Origin of the sequence: Campylobacter canadensis (assembly GCF_013177655.1) — a bacterium.
In the GTDB taxonomy this organism is placed as follows: domain Bacteria; phylum Campylobacterota; class Campylobacteria; order Campylobacterales; family Campylobacteraceae; genus Campylobacter_E; species Campylobacter_E canadensis.
In genome coordinates, this window is record NZ_CP035946.1 from 428,602 (window position 1) to 447,510 (window position 18,909).

Genomic DNA, 18,909 nt, shown 5'->3' on the forward strand with positions numbered 1-18,909 from the left:
TTCCTTAAAAATTATATTTCAAACAATATCGGTAAAAAAATAATTTTTTAAACCCTTTCTTTTAAAAAATTATAAAGCATATTAGAAATTCCTAAACCACCGCTTAAAGACTTACTAATTGCGTCATTATACATAGAATTATAAATATCATCTCCTGCATCTTTTCCAAAAAGAGAATTTGATGTTTTTAAACTTAAATCAAGTACGCTTTTAATCATTAAAGCTTCATATTCATCAGTTTGTTCTTTTAATAATTTATCTTCATTACTTTTAGCTTGGATTTCTTTATTTAAAAAGTTATCAAATTCGTTTTTTGCACTCATATTTGCTAAATTACGATTTATATTGTGAGTACTATTATATGTGTTGTTAAAATTATTAATTTTCATATTATCTCCAATTGTGCATCTATTGCACCTGCTTTTTTTAGATTTTTTATTATTGTTATTAAATCATCTGGTTTAACGCCTAATTTATTTAATGCTCTTGCTATATTTGCAAGAGTTATTTTTTCATTTGTGATTCTTAATTGATTTGTTGCAGTATCTATTACACTACCATCTTTTAAATCAATTTCATTTTCATTTAATTCATAAGGCATTTTAGGCTCTATTTTTATAGTTATATTTCCTTGAGAAATTAAAACAGGCTCTACTTCAACATCAATACCGCTTATTATTGTTCCTGTTTTTTCATTTATTATTATTTTTTTACTTGTGTCAATTTTACCTACATCTAAAGCTAAAATTTGTGCTAAAAAATCAACCGTGCTAAGCTCTTCTGGTCTTTGTAAATATATACTTTTTGAATCTTTAGCAAAGGCTATTTGCATATCAAATTTATCGTTTATTATATTTTGAATTCTACTTGCTAAAGAAAAGTCATTATTTTTTAAACTTAAAGTAAGATTTTCTTGTGAATTAAAATCAAAGCTTACCTCTCTTTCAATACTAGCACCATTTACTATATTTGCACTTGTATTACTAGCACCTTTTGCATTAGCATCCATACTTAAAGCACCTTGTGCTAAAGCATAAATTTCTCCATCAACGCCTTTTAATGCGCTTAAAAGTAAGGTACCGCCTTTTAAGCTTTTAGCGTCTCCTAAACTAGCTACATTTACATCAATTTTATCTCCGCTTTTTGCAAAGGCTGGTATTTTTGCACTTATCATAACAGCTGCTGTATTTTTGCTTTTTATATCTTCAGGATTAATTTTAACATTCATAGAACCAAGCATATTTGCTATACTTTGAATTGTAAATTCACTGCTACTACCATCTCCTGTACCGTTAAGACCAACCACAAGTCCATAGCCAATTAATTCATTATCTCTAACCCCTACAACACTTGCAACATCTTTTAATAAAGTAGCATTTAAAAAAAGTGAAAAAATAAAAAAAGCAGCTATTTTTTTCATAAAATCTCCTAAAGTTTAAAGAATTATAAAGCAAAACTTATTCCAAAGATTTTACATATTTTTTATTAATTTTTAACAAAAATAAGTTAGAATGTAGGCTTTTATTTTAAGATTTTTACTTTTTAAAGGTTAGTTATGCACGATAGTTTATTTTTATTTACGCACTTTATTACACATAATTTAGCTACAGGGTATCTACTGCATTTAGTTTTAGTGTGTTGTATAATTACTTTAATTGCAATTATGGCAACAAGAAATCTGCAATTAGTTCCTCGTGGTATGCAAAATATTATGGAAATGTTTTTAGAGCTTGTAATGTATTTATTAAATGAAAATATTCAAGATAAGGCTAAGGTAAAAAAATATTTACCATTAATTGCAACTCTTGGTTTAATAATTTTAATTAGTAATCTTATTGGTATTATACCTGGTTTTGAAGCACCTACTGCTAGCTTAAATTTAACATTATCTTTAGCTCTTATTGTGTGTTTATATTATCATTATGAAGGTATTCGCTCTCAAGGTTTTGTGAAATATTTTGCACATTTTTGCGGACCTGTTAAAGTAATTGCACCTTTTATGTTTATAATTGAAATTATTTCTCATATTTCTCGTATAATTTCATTATCTTTTCGTCTTTTTGGTAATATTAAAGGTGATGATTTATTCTTAGCAGTTATTTTATCTTTAGTGCCTTATATTGCACCACTTCCACCTTATTTTCTACTAACATTTATGGCATTTTTACAAACCTTTGTATTTATGTTATTAGCTTGTATTTATATTTCAGGTGCTATTGCACTAGAAGAGGAGCATTAATGGAATTTGAAACAGTCATAGGACTTGAGGTACATACTCAATTAAACACAAACACTAAGATTTTTTGCTCTTGTGCAACTAGCTTTGGAGATAGTGCTAATGCTAATACTTGCCCTGTATGTTTAGCTTTACCTGGTGCTTTACCTGTTTTAAATAAAGAAGCTTTACAAAAGGCTATTTATTTTGGAAAGGCAATTAAGGCTAAGTTAAATCAGGTTAGTATTTTTAATCGTAAAAATTATTTTTATCCTGATTTACCAAAGGCTTATCAAATTTCTCAATTTGATGTTGCAATTGTTGAAAATGGCAGCCTTGAAATTGAAGGGGAATTTGGTAAAAAAACAATAGGAATAACAAGGGCGCATTTAGAAGAAGATGCAGGGAAAAATATTCACGAAAATGATTATTCAAAAGTAGATTTAAATCGTGCAGGAACTCCACTTTTAGAAATTGTTAGTGAGCCTGATATTAGAAGTAGCGATGAAGCTGTTGCTTACCTTAAGAAGTTACACTCTATTATTCGCTTTTTAAATATATCTGATGCAAATATGCAAGAAGGTTCTTTTCGCTGTGATGTAAATATTTCTATTCGCCCAAAAGGAGAAGAAAAATTTTACACTAGAGTTGAAATTAAAAACTTAAATTCATTTAAATTTATCCAAAAAGCAATTGAATATGAAAAAGATAGACAAATAGCAGCTTTTAAAGATGGTACTTATGAAAAAGAAGTAGTGCAAGAAACAAGATTATTTGATACAAATAAATTAATTACAAAAGCTATGAGAAGTAAAGAACAAGCAGCTGAATATCGTTATTTTGCTGACCCTGATTTATTACCTGTTTTCGCAAGTGATGAGATGCTTAATGTTAGTATTCCTGAATTAGCCGATGAGAAAATACAAAGGTATATGCAAGAATATTCAATAAAAGAAGATGATGCAAAGGTTTTAGTTAGCTCTTTAGAAATGGCTCAATTTTTTGAATATTTGATTGATAATAAATGTAATCCAAAACTTGCTACAACTTGGTTAAGTGTAGAGCTGATGGGACTTTTAAAAGGAGAATTAAATATCACGAATTCTCCAGTAAGCAAAGAACAACTAGCTGATTTGATTAAGGCAATTGAAAGTGCTGAAATATCAAATAAAGCAGCAAAAGATGTTTTAGCTTATTTATTTGAAAATAAAGTAGAAGTTTCTAAGGCTATTGAGACTTTAGGTTTAAAACAAGTTAGCGATGATGGTGCTATTAATGAAATTATTGTTAAAGTACTTGAGCAAAACAAAGATAAGGTAGAAGAATATAAAGCTGGTAAGGATAAGCTATTTGGCTTTTTTGTAGGTCAGGTTATGAAAGAAGGTAAAGGAGCTTTTAATCCTGCAAAGGTTAATGAGCTTTTAAAGGCAAAACTTTAATGATTGCTATCATAGGTGCTGGTAAATGGGGGCAAGCTATTGCCTATGCTATTGGTAAAAATAATAAAGTAAGCTTATATAGTGCTAGAGAATTTAGTGCTTTTAATGAAGAATGCACACATTTAATTTTTGTTGTGCGTTCTGATAAAACTAGCGAAATTTTAGAAAAATTCTTTAAAAAAAACAATGATAAAACAAAGGTTTTAATAGCCACAAAAGGACTTTATGATGATAAATTTATGCATGAAATCTTTAGTCCTTATTTTAGTAATATTTGTGTTTTAAGCGGACCATCTTTTGCTAGTGAGGTAATGCAAGACTTACCAACAGCTTTGGTAATTAGTTCTAGTAATTTAGAAGTAGCAAAAGAATTTGCAAGTTTTTTTCCTGATAATATTAAAACTTATACGAATGATGATGTTATTGGTGCTGAAATTTGTGGTTCGTATAAAAATGTTTTAGCTATAGCTAGTGGAATTTGCGATGGTTTAAATTTAGGTAATAATGCAAGAGCAGCTTTGATTTCAAGAGGTTTGATTGAAATGGCTAGGTTTGGAGAATTTTTTCAAGCTAAAGAAAATACCTTTTTAGGTCTTAGTGGGGCAGGGGATTTATTTTTAACTGCAAGTAGCACACTTTCAAGAAATTATCGTGCTGGTTTTTTACTAGCTAATAATAAAAGTTTAAGCGATATAAAAGATGAACTAAAAGAAGTTGTAGAAGGCATTAATACAGCTAAATTTATTAGCAAATTATCTGCTAAAAACAATATTTATTGTCCTATTGCTAATGAAATTACTAATATTTTAAATGGCAAAAATATAAAAGAAAGCATACAAGATTTACTTAGAAAATGAAAAAAATATTTTTATTATTAGTTACAATTTATTCTTTATTTTCTTATGATTTAGAAAGTATTAGCAATGCAAGATTAGCAGGGCAAATGATTTTTATTGGAGTAAAAGGCAAAGCGGTAAATGAGTATAGCGTTAAAAAACTAGGTCAAGAAGCTTCGCTTGGAAGACTTGGCGGAGTGGTTTTTAATAAAGATAATTTTACAGATTTTTTGCAAGCAAAAAAATTAGTAGATAGATTTAAACATATCGCCTTAGTTAATCCTTTATTTTTATCCTATGAAGAAAATAATGAAGAAAAACAAGATTTTGCAATTTTAAAAATGCCTAATTTTAATCCATTGATAAATATAAACCAATCAAGATTAGCTTACACAAAACAAGCTTTATTTTTAAATAATCTAGGTCTTAATTTGTATCTTAGCGTTGATTTAAATCTAAACTTAAACAAAGATTTTTATAAGCAAATTATTTATTCTCAAGAATTTGCAAATTCTTTAAAGCAAAATAATATTTTTGTTAGTGTAGCTAATTTTCCAAGTAATTTTGCTGCAAAAGACTTTGTTGTAGAAAGTTACAATATAAATTCTTTAAAACCTTTTTATGATTTTATTCAACTTGATTTGATTGATTTTGTAGAGTTATCTCATTTAAAATTTTTAAACTTTGATAATACTCAAGCGCTTTTTTCTAAAAAAATAATTTCTATTTTAAGAAATGATTTATCTTTTAATAAGGTAATCATAAGTGATGATATTTTAGGTGGTAGCTTAGATGAGGTAGATTTTAAAGATAGGATTATAAAGGCTATTAATGCTGGAGTTGATGTTTTATATTTTTCTATGCCGCAAATTAAATATGGAGATACTGCTACTTATGTTGTTTCAGTAATTACAAAGGCAGTTGATGATGGGCTTATTAGTAGAAAAAGACTTGAGGAGTCTTATCTTAGAATAATTAATTTAAAAGACAAAATAAAATGAAAGAGCTATTAGACAAATTAGCCAATGAAAAAAATAGTTTTTATGCGTTAAACGAGCATCCTGACCCTTTGCAAGTAGCAAAAAAATATCAAAATGATAAGAATTTTTATATTATAGCTTTGCTTTGCGCCTTGTTTGCTTATGGTAATGCTAGGGCTATTGTTAAATTTTTAAATTCTTTTGATTTTTCTTTGCTAGATAAGAACGATTTAGCAAATGTAGATTATGTATATAGATTTCAAAACAAAGAAGATATAAAACAGATATTATTAACTATGCAGAATTTTAAAAACAAGCATTGTTTAAAAGAATTTTGTGAAAATTCTTATAAAAAAAATTATAAAAAAGAAAATGTTTTACTTTATGTTATTTTTGATTTAATTAAAGAAATATATTCTTTAAATGATTATAACTCTAATGGATATTCTTTTTATTTTTCAAAGATTAATAATAGTAGTGCTTATAAAAGATATTGTATGTTTTTTCGCTGGATGGTTAGAAAAGACGAGCTTGATTTTGGCTGTTTTAATCAAATTAGTACTAAGGATTTATTAATTCCACTTGATACTCATACTCATAAAATGGGCTTAAAGCTACAGCTTATTAAAAGCAAACAAGCAAATCAAAAAGCAATGCTAGAATTTAGTAAAAAACTAAAAGAATTTGATAAAAACGACCCTATAAAATATGATTTTGCACTTTATAGAATTTCTCAATTAAAAGATTATCATTTATTGTAAAATAATATAAAGTTAAGCATATTATTAGCTTTATTTTTAGCATTTATATTATTTTGTGCAAGAATTAAAGCTAAAAAATTAGTAATTATTTTGTAAAATAAATTAAGTTTTTAATATAAAGCTATTTTAAAATATAATCTTTTAAAAATCTTAAGATAGAATAAAAGCCAACTAAAGAATATGCACTCAAATAAATAATTAAATAAATATTATCTAACTTTAAGATTGCTTGTAAGACTAAGTAATAAAATCTATGTGAAAATATAAACTAGCTTTAAAAGATATAAATTATCAAATCTTGGATTAAAGCACTTTTGATTATAAATTAGCTTATTAGAATATAAATAAAAGTACTTTATTGGCTAAGATTGCTTGGCTTTGCTTAAAAAGTATAATTAATTTTTTATCTTTAAAAACAGTTTGAAAACTTGTTAAAAGCATATTCAAATATTTTTAATTTAAGTTTTAATTGAAACAAGAAAGTAATTTATTTCTTGCTTAAAATAATAAAATTGTGTTTTAAAATAAAAGCTCTTAAGTTGTTTTTTATTAGTAAAAATCTAATAAGCATAAATATATGCAAATATTTATACTTATTAAAAAAAGTAAAAATTAGCATTTTTTAAAAGCCTAGATTTACTCCGCCGCCTTCTTGGGTTTGATAATTTATATCACGACCTATAGTGTAGCCATTTTCGCTATTACTATTAATTAAAGGTCTACAAATATCTCCTACCTTTACCTTGCCTTCTGTGATTTTTGCATAAGAAAGTTTAGGGCTTGTGCGAGTGATTTCGATACTTGCTGTTTTACTTTCTACTCTTCCTGTATTTTCTTTTGTATAAGCATCTTTTATAGCCTTGCCAAGAGCAAAACATTCATAAACATCACCTTGATTTAAGCTTTGAGAAAATACCACTTCATTATTTTCAACAGCTGCAACCTTTAAAGGATAAATTGCATTTAAAATATCTCCTGAAATGCGGTTTGCAATTTGTTTAAGTGCAGCTTCATTGGCACTAAGGCTATTATCTTTAATATTAACTTTCATGCTTAAAGTATTAGAAAATTTAATTTGTCTTGTAGCAAATAAAAGTACACGATAATCTACGATAACTTCAATTTCAGTTTTGCTTTTTCCTGTTAGATTGCTTGTTTTTTGTTTGCCTTCAAGCTCTGAAATAGTAAATAATAAAATATAATCAGTTGCTAGTACATTTTTAAGTTTATAAACTTCATCACTAGCTGCGTCGCTACTTTTGATTAAGGCTTTTTCCATTTCATAATAGCCGCTAGTTTCACGGTCTAAAACATTAAATTTACGACTTTGCAATAAAGCAGAAATGATTTTTTGTTGTAAAGCTGATCCTATACCACTTTTTGTAGGATCTGGGGTAGAATCAAAAACGCTAATACTTCTTCTATTATCTGTATTTGGAGTTTTATACTTTTTTGTTGTTGTGGTTTTAAAAATCGTTACATTAGCTAGATATTTACCGTTTTCATCTTGTTCAATGCTATTTATTTCATAAGTATCGGCTCTGCCTTTGGTAGCTGTTGAAATTTGTTTATTGTAATTATCTTGTATATTTGAGCCTGAATTATCAGTTGAAACGCTAGTATTAGATTTTTTAATAGAATTAATGCTTACACCATTCATTTTTCCTATGGCTTCTATGATAGCATTGTTTATTGCATCTTCCCTAGTTAAGCCTGTACCTTCACCTGTGCTTGATTTTGTTGAACTTGTACTTATAACTTTTGCATTAAGACTTAGGCTTAAAAATAAGCCTAAAAAAATAATTTTAATTATTTTCATTTTTTGTCCTTAAAAATCATCAATATCATTTATTATATTTGAATTTCTTTGTATGTTAGAAGACTTTTTTACTTCGTTTTTTTGTGTATTTGTTTTAGGCTTTAAGGCTTCGTTTGCATTGGCTAAATTTTCATAAGAATAAAATCTCACAGCACCTACATGTTCAATACCATTTTCGCTTGTATAACTCCATTTTTTAAGAGTGCGAATACCACGGATTTTACCACTTGCACTTGCTTTTATTTTACTATTTACTTTATCAATGATATTTGTTATGTTTTGAGTTTGCACTTGGGTAGAATTATCGTTAAGATTAATGCTTTGTTTGATTATATCTTCGTAACTTTCTCCTGTTGTTCTTTCATCTTTAAGGCTTATGCTTGTATTAATAAATTCAACAATAGCAGCATCAGCCATAGTAAGTGCTGTTTCTTTAGCGCTATCTTCTAAAATATTTGTTTTTTTAGCATTGCTAGAATCTGCTACGTAGCCCCAGTTTCCGTAACTTAAAATAACAGGCGCTCCATTTTCATCATAAATTAAACGAATTCCATATTCATTTAAAAAGCCTTTTTTATCTTTTGGTAAATATTCGCTTATTGCTTTGCCTTTACCTTTAATGTTGCTTTTTCTACTTAATGCCATATCTTTTGCTAATTGGCGAGTTTTATTAGATATAACAGCAATAACACCTACATCATATTCGCCTCTTCTTTGTGTAACTATAGTTTGTACAGGGACAAGTCCGCTCATAGAACCTAGTGCGCTTGTTATAGTTTTGCTAAGAAATTCTTGCTTTAATAAAGTCTTTTTTCTATCTTCACTTAAAGATTTTGTATCTATACCTAAGTCATTTAAGGCTTTATCAAGTTTAGCACCAGCTAATTGAGATAATTTATTTAATATTTGTTTAATTGCGCCACCTTTTGGTAATTCTTCAAATTCCCTTGCATTAGTAGAATTATCTGCTTCGTAGCTTTGAATTTTACTTGTAGCAATTCTTCCAAAAGCGTCTTTTACAAATTCGCTTTGTAGATTAAGCATAGCCTTTTGATAAGCATTTTGTAAAGCTTGTGCAAATTGTGGGTCAGTATCATTTATAATTACAGTACTTTTACCTGTATAAAAGGTTTTTGCATTTTTACTTACACCATATTCTATATCAAATTTATCTGCAAATTCTTCAAAAAAATCTTCAATTGATTTTGGGCTAATATCTTTAGTGCTTGCATTAGACATTTCATTTTGAGTATTTATATCTTGTTGAGAAATTTGTGTGTTTTGTATATCTTGCGCATAAAGCAAACTAGCCACAACTAAAGAGCCAATAAACAATATTTTTTTCATTTTTATCCTTTTAAAAGTTATAAAAAAAGCTCAAGCTAAATGCTTGAGCAGGGTTAAAAAAGTTAAGTTTTACCAAGTAACTGATTTGCTAGAACCTGTTTTATCAATAGTTTGCTCATCTTCCCAATAAACTAAACCTGATGTTAAATCAGTAAGTCTTAGTAAGAAAAAGTATTCAACTTGAGTTTTGCCATTGCTAAGTTTTACATTATCTTGTCTAATTTTACCCGCAAGAGAAAAATCAGGCGATACTAATGTGCCTTTTTTAGCTATGGTTTTTTGATTAAACTCATCATTATCTCTTAGCTCTCTTACATCTTCACTCATACTATCAAGCGCTCCACCTGCAGCAACTGCTGAAGTTAGAATAAATTTACCTGATTTTCTTAAGGCTGTAGTGATTTTTGCAGTTAGTTTTTCAGTATCGATTCTTTGTGGGGTATCATTTACAACTCTACCAATAGCAATAACCTTTCTTGTACCTGCTTTGATATTTGCAAAAGCAGGGTCGCTTAACATACTATTTATCATAGTTTCAGCTGCATTCTCGTAATCTTGTCTATCAAGACCTAAGGTTAAAGCATCACCTTGTTTTACCTGACTTGCTTTGCCATCTGTGTAGCTTGGAGTTGCACAAGAATTTAACATTAAAGCCGTTAAAATACTTAGTCCTAAAAGTTTAGTTTTAATCATTATATTTATCCTTTCTTGTTGTAGTTTTTGAATTTGATTTTATATCTATTTTTACATCTTTTGCTCTTATATCAGCTGCTATTTTTTTAATTACAATTTCATCTTTTGCATTTAGTCTTAAGCTTTGATAATTATCGCTAAGAGCATCTTTTAATACAAAACCATCATTGTCAAGCCAAGTAATTTTATACATAATATCCTTTGTACTTGAACTTTGTAATGTTAATTCAACTTCCAATAAATTGTTATCATTTATGCGTGTTTTCATATTTTTTATTAAAGTGTTATTTTGTTTTAGATTGTTATTTGTATTTGTATTAACATTATTTGAATTATTTGTGCAAGATATTAAAAATAATGTTAAAGTAAATAATAATATTTTTTTCATTTTTATTCTCCTTATCTTTCTATTATGCTAGTATTTAGCGGTAAATATGGGGCAAAAGAACGCAATATTAAAATAACATTTTTATTTTTATTTATTTCTTGTTCAAACAATAAATTATTATTTTCATCATTTACTGTAATAAAGCCCTTGTTATCTAAAACAGCAACACTCACACTTTTAGCTAAACCTCTCCAAGAGCGTACATCTGCATTGTTATTTGCATCGTTTATTAATGCGGTTGCAAAGCTTAACAGGCCAGAGTCTGAATCGTTCTTAGCAACAGCAATATTTATTGTTGTTTTTACTATTGCTCTAGCCAATGCTTTTGTAATCATTTGAGGGCTATTTATTTTAAATTCTGTTGCAATAATATCATCTAAATTAACAAATTCATCAGTTTTTACATTATTTACTAGCAAGTAAGGGTATGAACTTGCATTCTTTTTTAAAGTTTGTAATGCTATGCTTGAAAAAATTATTTTTCCATCAATAGTAAATGGAATAGGTAATTTAAACTCATCTATGCTAAGAGAAAAACCATTTTCATAAAGCACAAAAATATATTTTTTTTCATTTTTAATTTTAAATTTATTTGCATATTCATTAAATATTTTTGCTTGTTTTTTAATACTTAGATTTTTTGGATAAATTACACTTACTTCTTTGAATAAATCAGCAGCCTTTCTATAGTCTTTATCCATAAAGAAAAATATTGATGCAAGGTAGGTTGCATAAGGATTTATAAATTCTTTTGTAGTGTTAAATTCTTTAAATAAAGAATTATATTTTTCTTCTATATCTTTTTTGTTTTCTAGCATATTTTTATCATAATTTTTATCTTCTTTTGCTTTGTCTAAATCAGCACGGTTTTTCTCAATTTCTTTAGCAAAATATTCTTTTGCCTTATCTTGACGCATTAAAGCACGATTAAATTCAACTCTTGCATTTTCATAATCATTTAAACTCATAAAATTTAAAGCCTTATAAGTATTAAGCATAATTCTTTCATATAAAGAACCATCATAATCTAAAATATTATCATCAAAAAATGTAGAACCAATTAAATTAATAGCCTTTTTTCCTGTGCTTTTTAAATCTACATCATATTTATAAGCATTTTCAGCAGCATCAAAAAATACATTACTTAAATTAAAATCGCCACAATTTCTAGCAATCAAACCTACATTTAAACCTGTATAAATTACATCATCATTTTGTTTGATTTTTTTTAAATTATCACTAAAGAATTGCTCATCGCATTTTTTTTCAATTAGAGCTTTTTCATAATTAGCATTTACATTTACATAGTTTGCACAAGAGCTAAAAAATAATGCAAAGATAATAAATGTTAATATTTTACTTTTCATTTTAATCCCTGTTTAAGTTTTTTATAGTTTTTAAATAAGTTTTAATTAATAAAACTTATTTAAATGCAAAGTGGTGCAATAAAAAATGCTAAAGATACTGCAATTACAATTGCTAAAACTCCTGGCAAGAAGAAAGAGTGATTAAATATAAATTTACCAATTCTAGTTGTTCCTGTATCATCCATTTGCACAGCACCAAGCAAGGTTGGATAAGTTGGAAGTACAAAAAGTGCTGAAACCGCTGCAAAACAAGCTACAAGCATATAAGAATCATGCGGATTTGTTGCTGAAATTCCTAAAGCAGTAATGATTACGGGTACAATAGCCTTTGCGGTTGCTGCTTGAGAATACAAAAGCATACTTGCAAAGAAAAAGGCAACTGCTAACATAGCAGGAGCTTGTTTTACCCAATTACCCGCTACTTCTTTAATAGCACTTTCATGTCCTGCAACAAAGGTATTTCCAAGCCACGCCACACCAAAAACACAAACACAAGCTGTCATACCGCTTTTAAATACACTTGTTTCAAGAATTTTACTTGTTTCAACTTTGCAAAGCCAAGTAATCAAAGTTGCTGCGGTAAGTAAAAAGCTCATAATAGCTGCATCTCTTGGAACTATAACAGGGTCAATCCATTTAATATTGCTTGAAATTGCAGTTGCATAAAGCACAACCGCTAAAACAGTAAGTAAGAAAATTCCTACTGAAAGTTTAGCACCTTTTTTATCTTCGCCATGTAAAATAGCCCCTGCATCTTTAACAAGTCCTGCTTTTAAGCGTTCTTGATAAACACTATCTTTGCTTAAATCCATAGGAGTGATTAAACTTATTATAAAAGCTGTAAGCATACAAGCAATAAAGGTAGTGCTAATCCAAATAGCTAATAAGGTTGGATAATTCCATCCAAGTGGTTCTAAAACCCCGCTCATATAAACCACAGCTGCACTCACAGGAGAAGCAGTAATTCCAATTTGCGAAGAAACTACCATTAATGAAAGTGGGACGCTAGGTTTTATGTTTTGAGATTTTGCAACATCAACTACAACAGGCATCAAAGAAAATACTGCGTTTCCTGTACCTGCTAAGATTGTAAGCAACCATCCACAAGCTGGAGAAAGATAGTTTATAAATTTTGGATTTACTCTTAAAATTTTTTCTGTTACCCTTACCATGTAATCAAGCCCGCCAGCTTGTTGCATAGCAGAAATTGCTGCAATAGCTGCAGCAATGATTAAAATAACATCCCAAGGAATATTACCAGGTTTCATACCAAAAACAAGCCCCAAAACTACTACTCCAAGCCCACCTGCATAGCCTATTGCTATGCCACCTAAACGAATTCCAATAAAAATAGCAGACAATAATACTGCAAATTGTAAGATAGTATATAGCATTTTAATACTTCCCCTTTTTTAAATTATCTCTTCATTAAAACAAATTCCAAAACTTTTTGGCTTTGATAATTTTTTAATAGCGTCAATTATAATAAAATTATTTGTACTTTTTTGTATATGTAAAGTTTTTTGTTTGTAAATAAATTCACATTTTTCATCATTAATACTTAAAATTTTAGCAAGAGCTAAAATATAATTTAGCCAAGCGATTGTATTTTCATCTGGAAGTAATTCTTTTAGTTTTAAATTATTAAAATTAAATTTTTTTCCTTTTAATTCTAAAATTGTTGAAACAATGGCTTTTTCTTCGTGCCAAACACAAAAATTTAAAGCACTTAAGGCAAAATAAGCTGAATGCTTGTGCTTTGAGTAATAAGATAAGCGGTTTCCTGCTGCATCAATTTTTGCCGCATAAATTAATAGTTTTTTGTATTTTTCATCTAAATAATTGATTTCTTTTAATTGCTCAAACAATTTAGAGCAATTGTTGGCTAAAGTATTTTTTGAATTTTGTAAAAATCTATCTTGGATTGATTTTAAGCTAGGATTAAAATTTGCTGCAAAGCCTTTATGCCTTGCAAATAAATCTTTTAAAAATACTCCTTCTCTAACTCCAGCACCGCTAGTAATTATTTGTTTTGCATTTATTTTTTTAGCAATTTTTAAGAAAACTAAAGCACCTATTTTTATTGTATCGTGCCTTTCTTTTTTTATTCCTAAGGACGATAGGTCGTTATTATTTGCATTGATTATTTTTTGAATAAAATCTATTTCATTATTTAATTTGTAGCTAAAAGAATGCACTTGGTTTAAGCAATAATTATTTTTTTCCATAATAGCATTTGAGATTGCCCTTAAGCTACCGCCAATTGTAATTAAAGTAGGACTGTTAAAGTCGTTTGGTAGGGTTGAAAGCACATAATCTACATAATTTTCAAGTTTTGAAACTTTGTCTTTATAGCTATCTTTTAATCTTACCGTTCCAATATCTAAAGAAAATGTTTTTATAATTTTATTTTCAGCAATTAAGCAAAGTTCAGCCGAGCCACCGCCTATATCAAGAGCTAGTGCGTTTTGAATTTTTGGTAATAAATTAATAGCTCCAAAACCGCTTAAATAGGCTTCTTCTTCTCCACTGATAATTTTTATATTAAGCTTGATCTTGTCTTTAATAAGCTTTAAAAACTCATTTTTATTACTAGCACTTCTTATTGCTGATGTGCCTATACATTTTATTTTTTTGCATTTATAACTTTTTGCTTGAGTATAAAAATGCTCTAAAATTTGTGCTGCTTTTTGCATTTGTTTGTTTGAAATTGCTAAGTTTTCATCCATACCTTGAGCTAAGCGAAATTTAACCTTTTGTTCGTTTAAAATAAAAAAAGCAAATCTTGATGTTTTTTCATAAATTGCCATTCTAATGCCGTTAGAACCAAGGTCAATGATTGCTGTTCTTGTTGCCATATAATACCTTTTACCTATTTTACATTCATTATTAATTTTGCGATAGCACCTTTGCTATCTTTTCTATTTTCTAAAGAAATTTTTGCTTTTAAAGCGGTTGCTGCTTGTTTGCTTAAGAATAAACCTAAGCCTACTCCATCTTTTTTGCCATATCTTTTAAAAGGTGCAAAATAATCGTTATTTTCATCAACCCCATCGCCGTTATCTAAAACTTCTAAAATAAATTGTTTATCTTCAACATAAGTATTTAAGTAAATTGTAGAATTTGCAGGTGAAAATTTAAAGGCATTTTGTATAAAATTTGATAAAATTTGTATAAAAAGGGTGCTTTGAATTTTCATATTTAATGAGCTAAGCTCGTGTTTGCATTGCAGTTTTTGCCCATTTTTAATACCTAATAAGGCATAGTTTTTGCATTCTTTTTCTATTAATTTAATAATATCAAGCTCTTTGCTTTCTTCAAATTGAGCGCCTTCTTGTCTGCCTATTTTTAGTACGCTAGAAATTATATTATTCATATTATTTACACTATTATTTGTTTGATTTATAGTGTCTTTATAATATTGTATATCCCTATCTTTCATAAGAGTAACATCATTTTTTGTTTTAATTACTGCTAATGGGGTTTTTAATTCGTGTGCTATTCCTATGAATAATTCTTTTTGAGTTAGATTATAATTTTGTATTCTTTTTACAAGATGGTTTATATTAATTATTAGTTCTTTTAGCTCATAAGGATATTCTTTTTGTTCTAAAAGATTTGATACATTATCATCAAATTTTGAAATCTTTAAACTTAAGTGATGAAGATAGGTTGCAAAAATCTTTGATATAAAAAAAGAATAAAAAATTATAAGACTAAGCGCACATAAACCTAAAGCAACAAAGGATAAAAATATAGTATTTAAAAAGTTATAAACTTGAGTTATATCTTCTTTTGCAATAATGTATTTTTCTTTATAAGGATAGATTATGTTTATTATTTTTTTATCTTTTTCTTCTGTGAAAGTAAAAGAAATTTTATTAATATTTTCATCTAAATCAACCAATTTAGCATTATTGTTTTGAATTAAAAGCTCTATTTTTTGTATTAGTCTTTCTTGTTCATTTTGCAATATGTTTATCTTTATGATTTGATATGCAATTATTGAAAAAACTACAATTAGTATCCCGACAGTAGATACTAATTGTAAAAAGAATTTACTTCTTATGCTTTTTTTGGAAAGCAAAATCTATAACCTCTACGTCTGATTGTTTCAATTGTATTGATATTTAGTGGTTTGTCTAATTTTTGTCTTATTTGATTTATTGCTACTTCAATTACATTTGGAGTAACAAGTTCAGGCTCTTCCCAAATTGCATCTAATAACTGCTCTTTTGATACTATCTGGTCAATATGTCTTGCTAAATGCGTTAAAACCTCAAAAGGCTTTCCTTTTAATTCTAATTCTTTGTTTTTATAAACAATTTTTTCTTCATCAGGGTCTATTTCTAAATCACCAATTTTGATTATATTGTTGTTGCCAAATCTAAGTCTAGCACCAATTCTTGCTAATAAGATATCAAAATCAAAAGGCTTTTTAATATAATCATCAGCACCCATTTTTAAAGCTTTAATTTCACTTTCTTTATCGTCTTTTGCTGAAAGTATTATAATGCTTGCTTTGTTATTTCTTTGCTTTAATACATTGATTAAATCAACTCCATCACCATCAGGTAACATCCAATCAGCTAAAACTAAATCATAGTTTCTAATTCCAATTAAGTATTCAGCATCGCTAAAGCTTTCTGAACAATCCACCTGATAACCATATTCCATAAGCCCTTCATTTAGGGTTTTATTGAGAGAAATTTCATCTTCAACTACTAGAATTCTCATTGCTTTATCCTTAAACTAAAATTAAGTTAATATTATCACACTTTAAGCAAATATTCAACTAACTTAAAAAATTTTTAATATTTTTCCTTAAAAAAAACGCTAACCTTTGTGTTTTTAATTATTTGCAGCTTTGTGATTTGTATTTTAATTTTTTTTATATGTTGAAATTTTTCTTTTAAATAAGCAATTAATTTTTTTATTGCTTCTTCAAGAGTATAAAATTTAGATTTTTTTATAAATTTTTTTGCTTTTTTACATAATTTTGCGTAGTCTAAAAATTCATTGGAGCTTGCTTTGATTTTTAGACATATTTTTTGTTTTGTATGCCTTTCAAAGTCAAGCAAACCAATTATACATTTAAACTTAGTTTTTATCTTTATATTACTTTGCATTCGTCTTTTTTAATAAGTCTTATAATATTTGGAATATGTTGGTAAAACACAATAAAAAGTATTATATATAAAGGTGCATGTGAGCCAATTTCAGTTTGTGTATATAAAAATTCAGCACTAAAAACACCTATGCTAAAGCCAATTAATGATGCTAAGCTAGATATTTTAAAGACCTTTCCTATTATAAGCCAGCAAAATAAACCTATTAAAACAGAATAAGGGATTAATAAAAGCAAAGAACCAGCACCGCAAGCAACACCTTTTCCACCATTAAATTTTAAAAAAGCACTATAACAATGCCCAAATACAAGCATAATCGCCATTGCCCAGTAAATATTTGCAGGAACAGCTAGTAATTTAGCAACTAAAATACAAAGCGTACCTTTTAATAAATCACTTAACATAGTTGCAATGGCAAGTTTTTTAGCTAATTTAGGATTATTTTGTTTTACAACTCTTAAGACATTTGTAGCACCAATGCTTTTGCTACCTTCTTTTGTAATATCAACCCTAGCAAATATTTTTGCGTAAATAAGACCAAAAGGTATAGAACCTATTAAATAAGCTGCAAGCAAACAAAGTAAGTTGCTTTTTGTAAAAATATCAATTATAAAAGTTAAAAACGGCATTTGTTAATCTCTTTTGTAAAGTGATAATTTGTCTTTTAATTCTCTTAAGGTTTCTTGTTCTCTTAGAGTTGCAAATTCTTGAATTTTACTTGCATCAGCTTGGTTTGGCAATATTTCAAGACAGTATCTAAAAGCATTTTGATAAACAATTAAAACAACTAATTTAAAATTAAGTTTTAGTTCAACACTTTCATTTGTGCTTGGCATATGCAATACAATTTGTGAGCTTAAAATATCTCCATTTTTAAAACCAATATCTTCATTTGATACAACACCAATACCGCCTTCAGAAATATCAAATAATTTACCATTAACCACTCTTCCATCTTCGTGTTTTAAAGCAATTTTTGTAAATTCATTTGGATGAACTCTTGGATATTTTCTTTTTAAAGCGTGCATAAATGGTTGGGTTTCAAAAGAATTTAAAGTAACTTCGCATTTTACAAAATCAGTTGCTACTATGTTTGCTTTTATATTTTTTTGTAGATATTGATTTGCGATTATATAAGCATTACCTTCTTCTTTCATAGAAAGTATTTGCATTAAATCTAATTTGACTGTAACTTGATTATCTTCTATTTTTATAATATCTCCAAATGTTCTTACAGGAACACCATCAAATAGGTTTAAAAATTCTAATTTTTCGCCAATTTGCTCTATTTTTTTAAAGGTATCAATAAAGTTTTCGTGAATAAAAAAGCCACTATTGCTATTTGCTGAAAATACATTTATTGAGCTAGGAGTTTGTGTTTTATTGTAATGAATGTTGCAAAAAATCCCTGCATATCTTTCTATTGCAAATGATAAATAAGCACCGTATTTAAAATCAAGATTTTTTTGCATTAAATATTTATTAAAATCAATCTGTGCAACAATTAAAGATTCAAAAAAAGTAGCCTTATTAAAATCTTTGTGTTTAATTATTTCTTTTGCTTTTTGTGTATCAAAATCTTTAGTAAGTAGCATATTATATAATTCTTCATATACTTCTATTGCATCATTATCTAAGAATACTCCTGAACATCTACAAGTATCTTCAATATTTGTTAAAAACTTTTTAGAATATTTTTCAAAATAATCAATATGATTTACTAATTCTTCTCTTCCTGTAAAACTCATAACAAAATCCTTTAAAAATAATTTAAGTTTGTTTATTATAGCAAAAAAAGTTTTTTTTATTTTTAATTTTTTTTTAAATTTTAATTAAAGTTATTTAGATATGATTTTTGCTTTTTTAACTCATCTAAGCTTTTTAAACATTTTTCAATGTGCTTAATGAGAACACTTTAAATAAAAGGATTAGATT

19 protein-coding genes are annotated in these 18,909 nt (G+C 27.6%); 5 read left to right on the forward strand and 14 right to left on the reverse strand.

Going from position 1 to position 18,909, the window contains the following annotated elements; all coding sequences use genetic code 11:
* Nucleotides 1–47: 47 nt before the first annotated feature.
* Together CCANL266_RS02015 and CCANL266_RS02020 are read right to left on the reverse strand one after the other, a co-directional pair.
* Nucleotides 48–323: a rod-binding protein gene (locus CCANL266_RS02015; protein ID WP_396021578.1), complete on the reverse strand. Its 276-nt coding sequence runs from the start codon at nucleotides 321–323 to the stop codon at nucleotides 48–50.
* A 62-nt stretch (nucleotides 324–385) separates the two neighbouring features.
* Nucleotides 386–1,420, reverse strand: a complete 1,035-nt coding sequence (locus tag CCANL266_RS02020; protein WP_172230618.1) for a flagellar basal body P-ring protein FlgI — start codon at nucleotides 1,418–1,420, stop codon at nucleotides 386–388.
* Nucleotides 1,421–1,555: 135 nt separating this feature from the next.
* Between CCANL266_RS02020 and CCANL266_RS02025 the strand changes: the two genes are divergently transcribed.
* From CCANL266_RS02025 to CCANL266_RS02045, 5 genes are read left to right on the forward strand one after another with little or no spacing between them, the layout of a single operon-like run.
* A complete protein-coding gene (locus CCANL266_RS02025; RefSeq protein WP_172230621.1) occupies nucleotides 1,556–2,239 on the forward strand; it encodes a F0F1 ATP synthase subunit A in 684 nt (227 codons plus the stop codon).
* On the forward strand, nucleotides 2,239–3,654 hold the full coding sequence (gene gatB / locus CCANL266_RS02030) for an Asp-tRNA(Asn)/Glu-tRNA(Gln) amidotransferase subunit GatB (protein ID WP_172230623.1): 1,416 nt from the start codon (nucleotides 2,239–2,241) through the stop codon (nucleotides 3,652–3,654). Before CCANL266_RS02025 ends, gatB begins: the two co-directional genes overlap by 1 nt.
* Nucleotides 3,654–4,511 (forward strand): NAD(P)H-dependent glycerol-3-phosphate dehydrogenase, encoded by an 858-nt coding sequence (locus CCANL266_RS02035; RefSeq protein ID WP_172230626.1) that lies wholly within the window; start codon nucleotides 3,654–3,656, stop codon nucleotides 4,509–4,511. The genes gatB and CCANL266_RS02035 overlap by 1 nt, the downstream gene beginning before the upstream one ends.
* Entirely contained in the window at nucleotides 4,508–5,491 is a 984-nt protein-coding gene (locus tag CCANL266_RS02040; RefSeq protein WP_172230629.1) for a glycoside hydrolase family 3 N-terminal domain-containing protein, read from the forward strand. The genes CCANL266_RS02035 and CCANL266_RS02040 overlap by 4 nt, the downstream gene beginning before the upstream one ends.
* Nucleotides 5,488–6,231, forward strand: a complete 744-nt coding sequence (locus CCANL266_RS02045) for a TIGR02757 family protein (RefSeq protein WP_172230632.1) — start codon at nucleotides 5,488–5,490, stop codon at nucleotides 6,229–6,231. Before CCANL266_RS02040 ends, CCANL266_RS02045 begins: the two co-directional genes overlap by 4 nt.
* 622 nt (nucleotides 6,232–6,853) lie before the next feature.
* Here the strand turns inward: CCANL266_RS02045 and CCANL266_RS02050 are convergent.
* The 12 genes from CCANL266_RS02050 to CCANL266_RS02105 form a co-directional block, all read right to left on the reverse strand.
* A complete protein-coding gene (locus CCANL266_RS02050; RefSeq protein ID WP_172230635.1) occupies nucleotides 6,854–8,050 on the reverse strand; it encodes a CsgG/HfaB family protein in 1,197 nt (398 codons plus the stop codon).
* 9 nt (nucleotides 8,051–8,059) lie between these two features.
* On the reverse strand, nucleotides 8,060–9,397 hold the full coding sequence (locus CCANL266_RS02055) for a DUF6844 domain-containing protein (protein WP_172230638.1): 1,338 nt from the start codon (nucleotides 9,395–9,397) through the stop codon (nucleotides 8,060–8,062).
* Between the two features lie 69 nt (nucleotides 9,398–9,466).
* Nucleotides 9,467–10,090 carry a penicillin-binding protein activator LpoB gene (lpoB, locus tag CCANL266_RS02060; RefSeq protein WP_172230641.1) on the reverse strand — a complete coding sequence of 208 codons (624 nt, stop codon included), beginning with the start codon at nucleotides 10,088–10,090 and terminating at the stop codon, nucleotides 9,467–9,469.
* A complete protein-coding gene (locus CCANL266_RS02065; protein ID WP_172230644.1) occupies nucleotides 10,083–10,478 on the reverse strand; it encodes a YcfL family putative periplasmic lipoprotein in 396 nt (131 codons plus the stop codon). Before CCANL266_RS02065 ends, lpoB begins: the two co-directional genes overlap by 8 nt.
* Nucleotides 10,479–10,489: 11 nt before the next feature.
* Nucleotides 10,490–11,851, reverse strand: coding sequence for a COG3014 family protein (locus CCANL266_RS02070; protein ID WP_172234351.1), 1,362 nt, complete (start codon nucleotides 11,849–11,851; stop codon nucleotides 10,490–10,492).
* Between the two features lie 53 nt (nucleotides 11,852–11,904).
* On the reverse strand, nucleotides 11,905–13,239 hold the full coding sequence (locus CCANL266_RS02075) for an anaerobic C4-dicarboxylate transporter (protein ID WP_172230647.1): 1,335 nt from the start codon (nucleotides 13,237–13,239) through the stop codon (nucleotides 11,905–11,907).
* Between the two features lie 18 nt (nucleotides 13,240–13,257).
* Nucleotides 13,258–14,703, reverse strand: a complete 1,446-nt coding sequence (locus CCANL266_RS02080) for a Ppx/GppA phosphatase family protein (protein WP_172230650.1) — start codon at nucleotides 14,701–14,703, stop codon at nucleotides 13,258–13,260.
* Between the two features lie 14 nt (nucleotides 14,704–14,717).
* The gene (locus tag CCANL266_RS02085) at nucleotides 14,718–15,818 is read right to left on the reverse strand and encodes a sensor histidine kinase (protein WP_172230653.1); all 1,101 of its coding nucleotides are present in this window, start codon (nucleotides 15,816–15,818) and stop codon (nucleotides 14,718–14,720) included.
* 92 nt (nucleotides 15,819–15,910) lie between these two features.
* Nucleotides 15,911–16,582, reverse strand: coding sequence for a homeostatic response regulator transcription factor HsrA (gene hsrA / locus CCANL266_RS02090; RefSeq protein WP_172230656.1), 672 nt, complete (start codon nucleotides 16,580–16,582; stop codon nucleotides 15,911–15,913).
* Between the two features lie 74 nt (nucleotides 16,583–16,656).
* Nucleotides 16,657–16,974 (reverse strand): dihydroneopterin aldolase, encoded by a 318-nt coding sequence (locus CCANL266_RS02095; protein WP_172230659.1) that lies wholly within the window; start codon nucleotides 16,972–16,974, stop codon nucleotides 16,657–16,659.
* Entirely contained in the window at nucleotides 16,959–17,603 is a 645-nt protein-coding gene (plsY, locus tag CCANL266_RS02100; protein ID WP_172230662.1) for a glycerol-3-phosphate 1-O-acyltransferase PlsY, read from the reverse strand. Before plsY ends, CCANL266_RS02095 begins: the two co-directional genes overlap by 16 nt.
* 3 nt (nucleotides 17,604–17,606) lie before the next feature.
* Nucleotides 17,607–18,722 (reverse strand): PilZ domain-containing protein, encoded by a 1,116-nt coding sequence (locus CCANL266_RS02105; RefSeq protein ID WP_172230665.1) that lies wholly within the window; start codon nucleotides 18,720–18,722, stop codon nucleotides 17,607–17,609.
* Nucleotides 18,723–18,909: the final 187 nt, after the last annotated feature.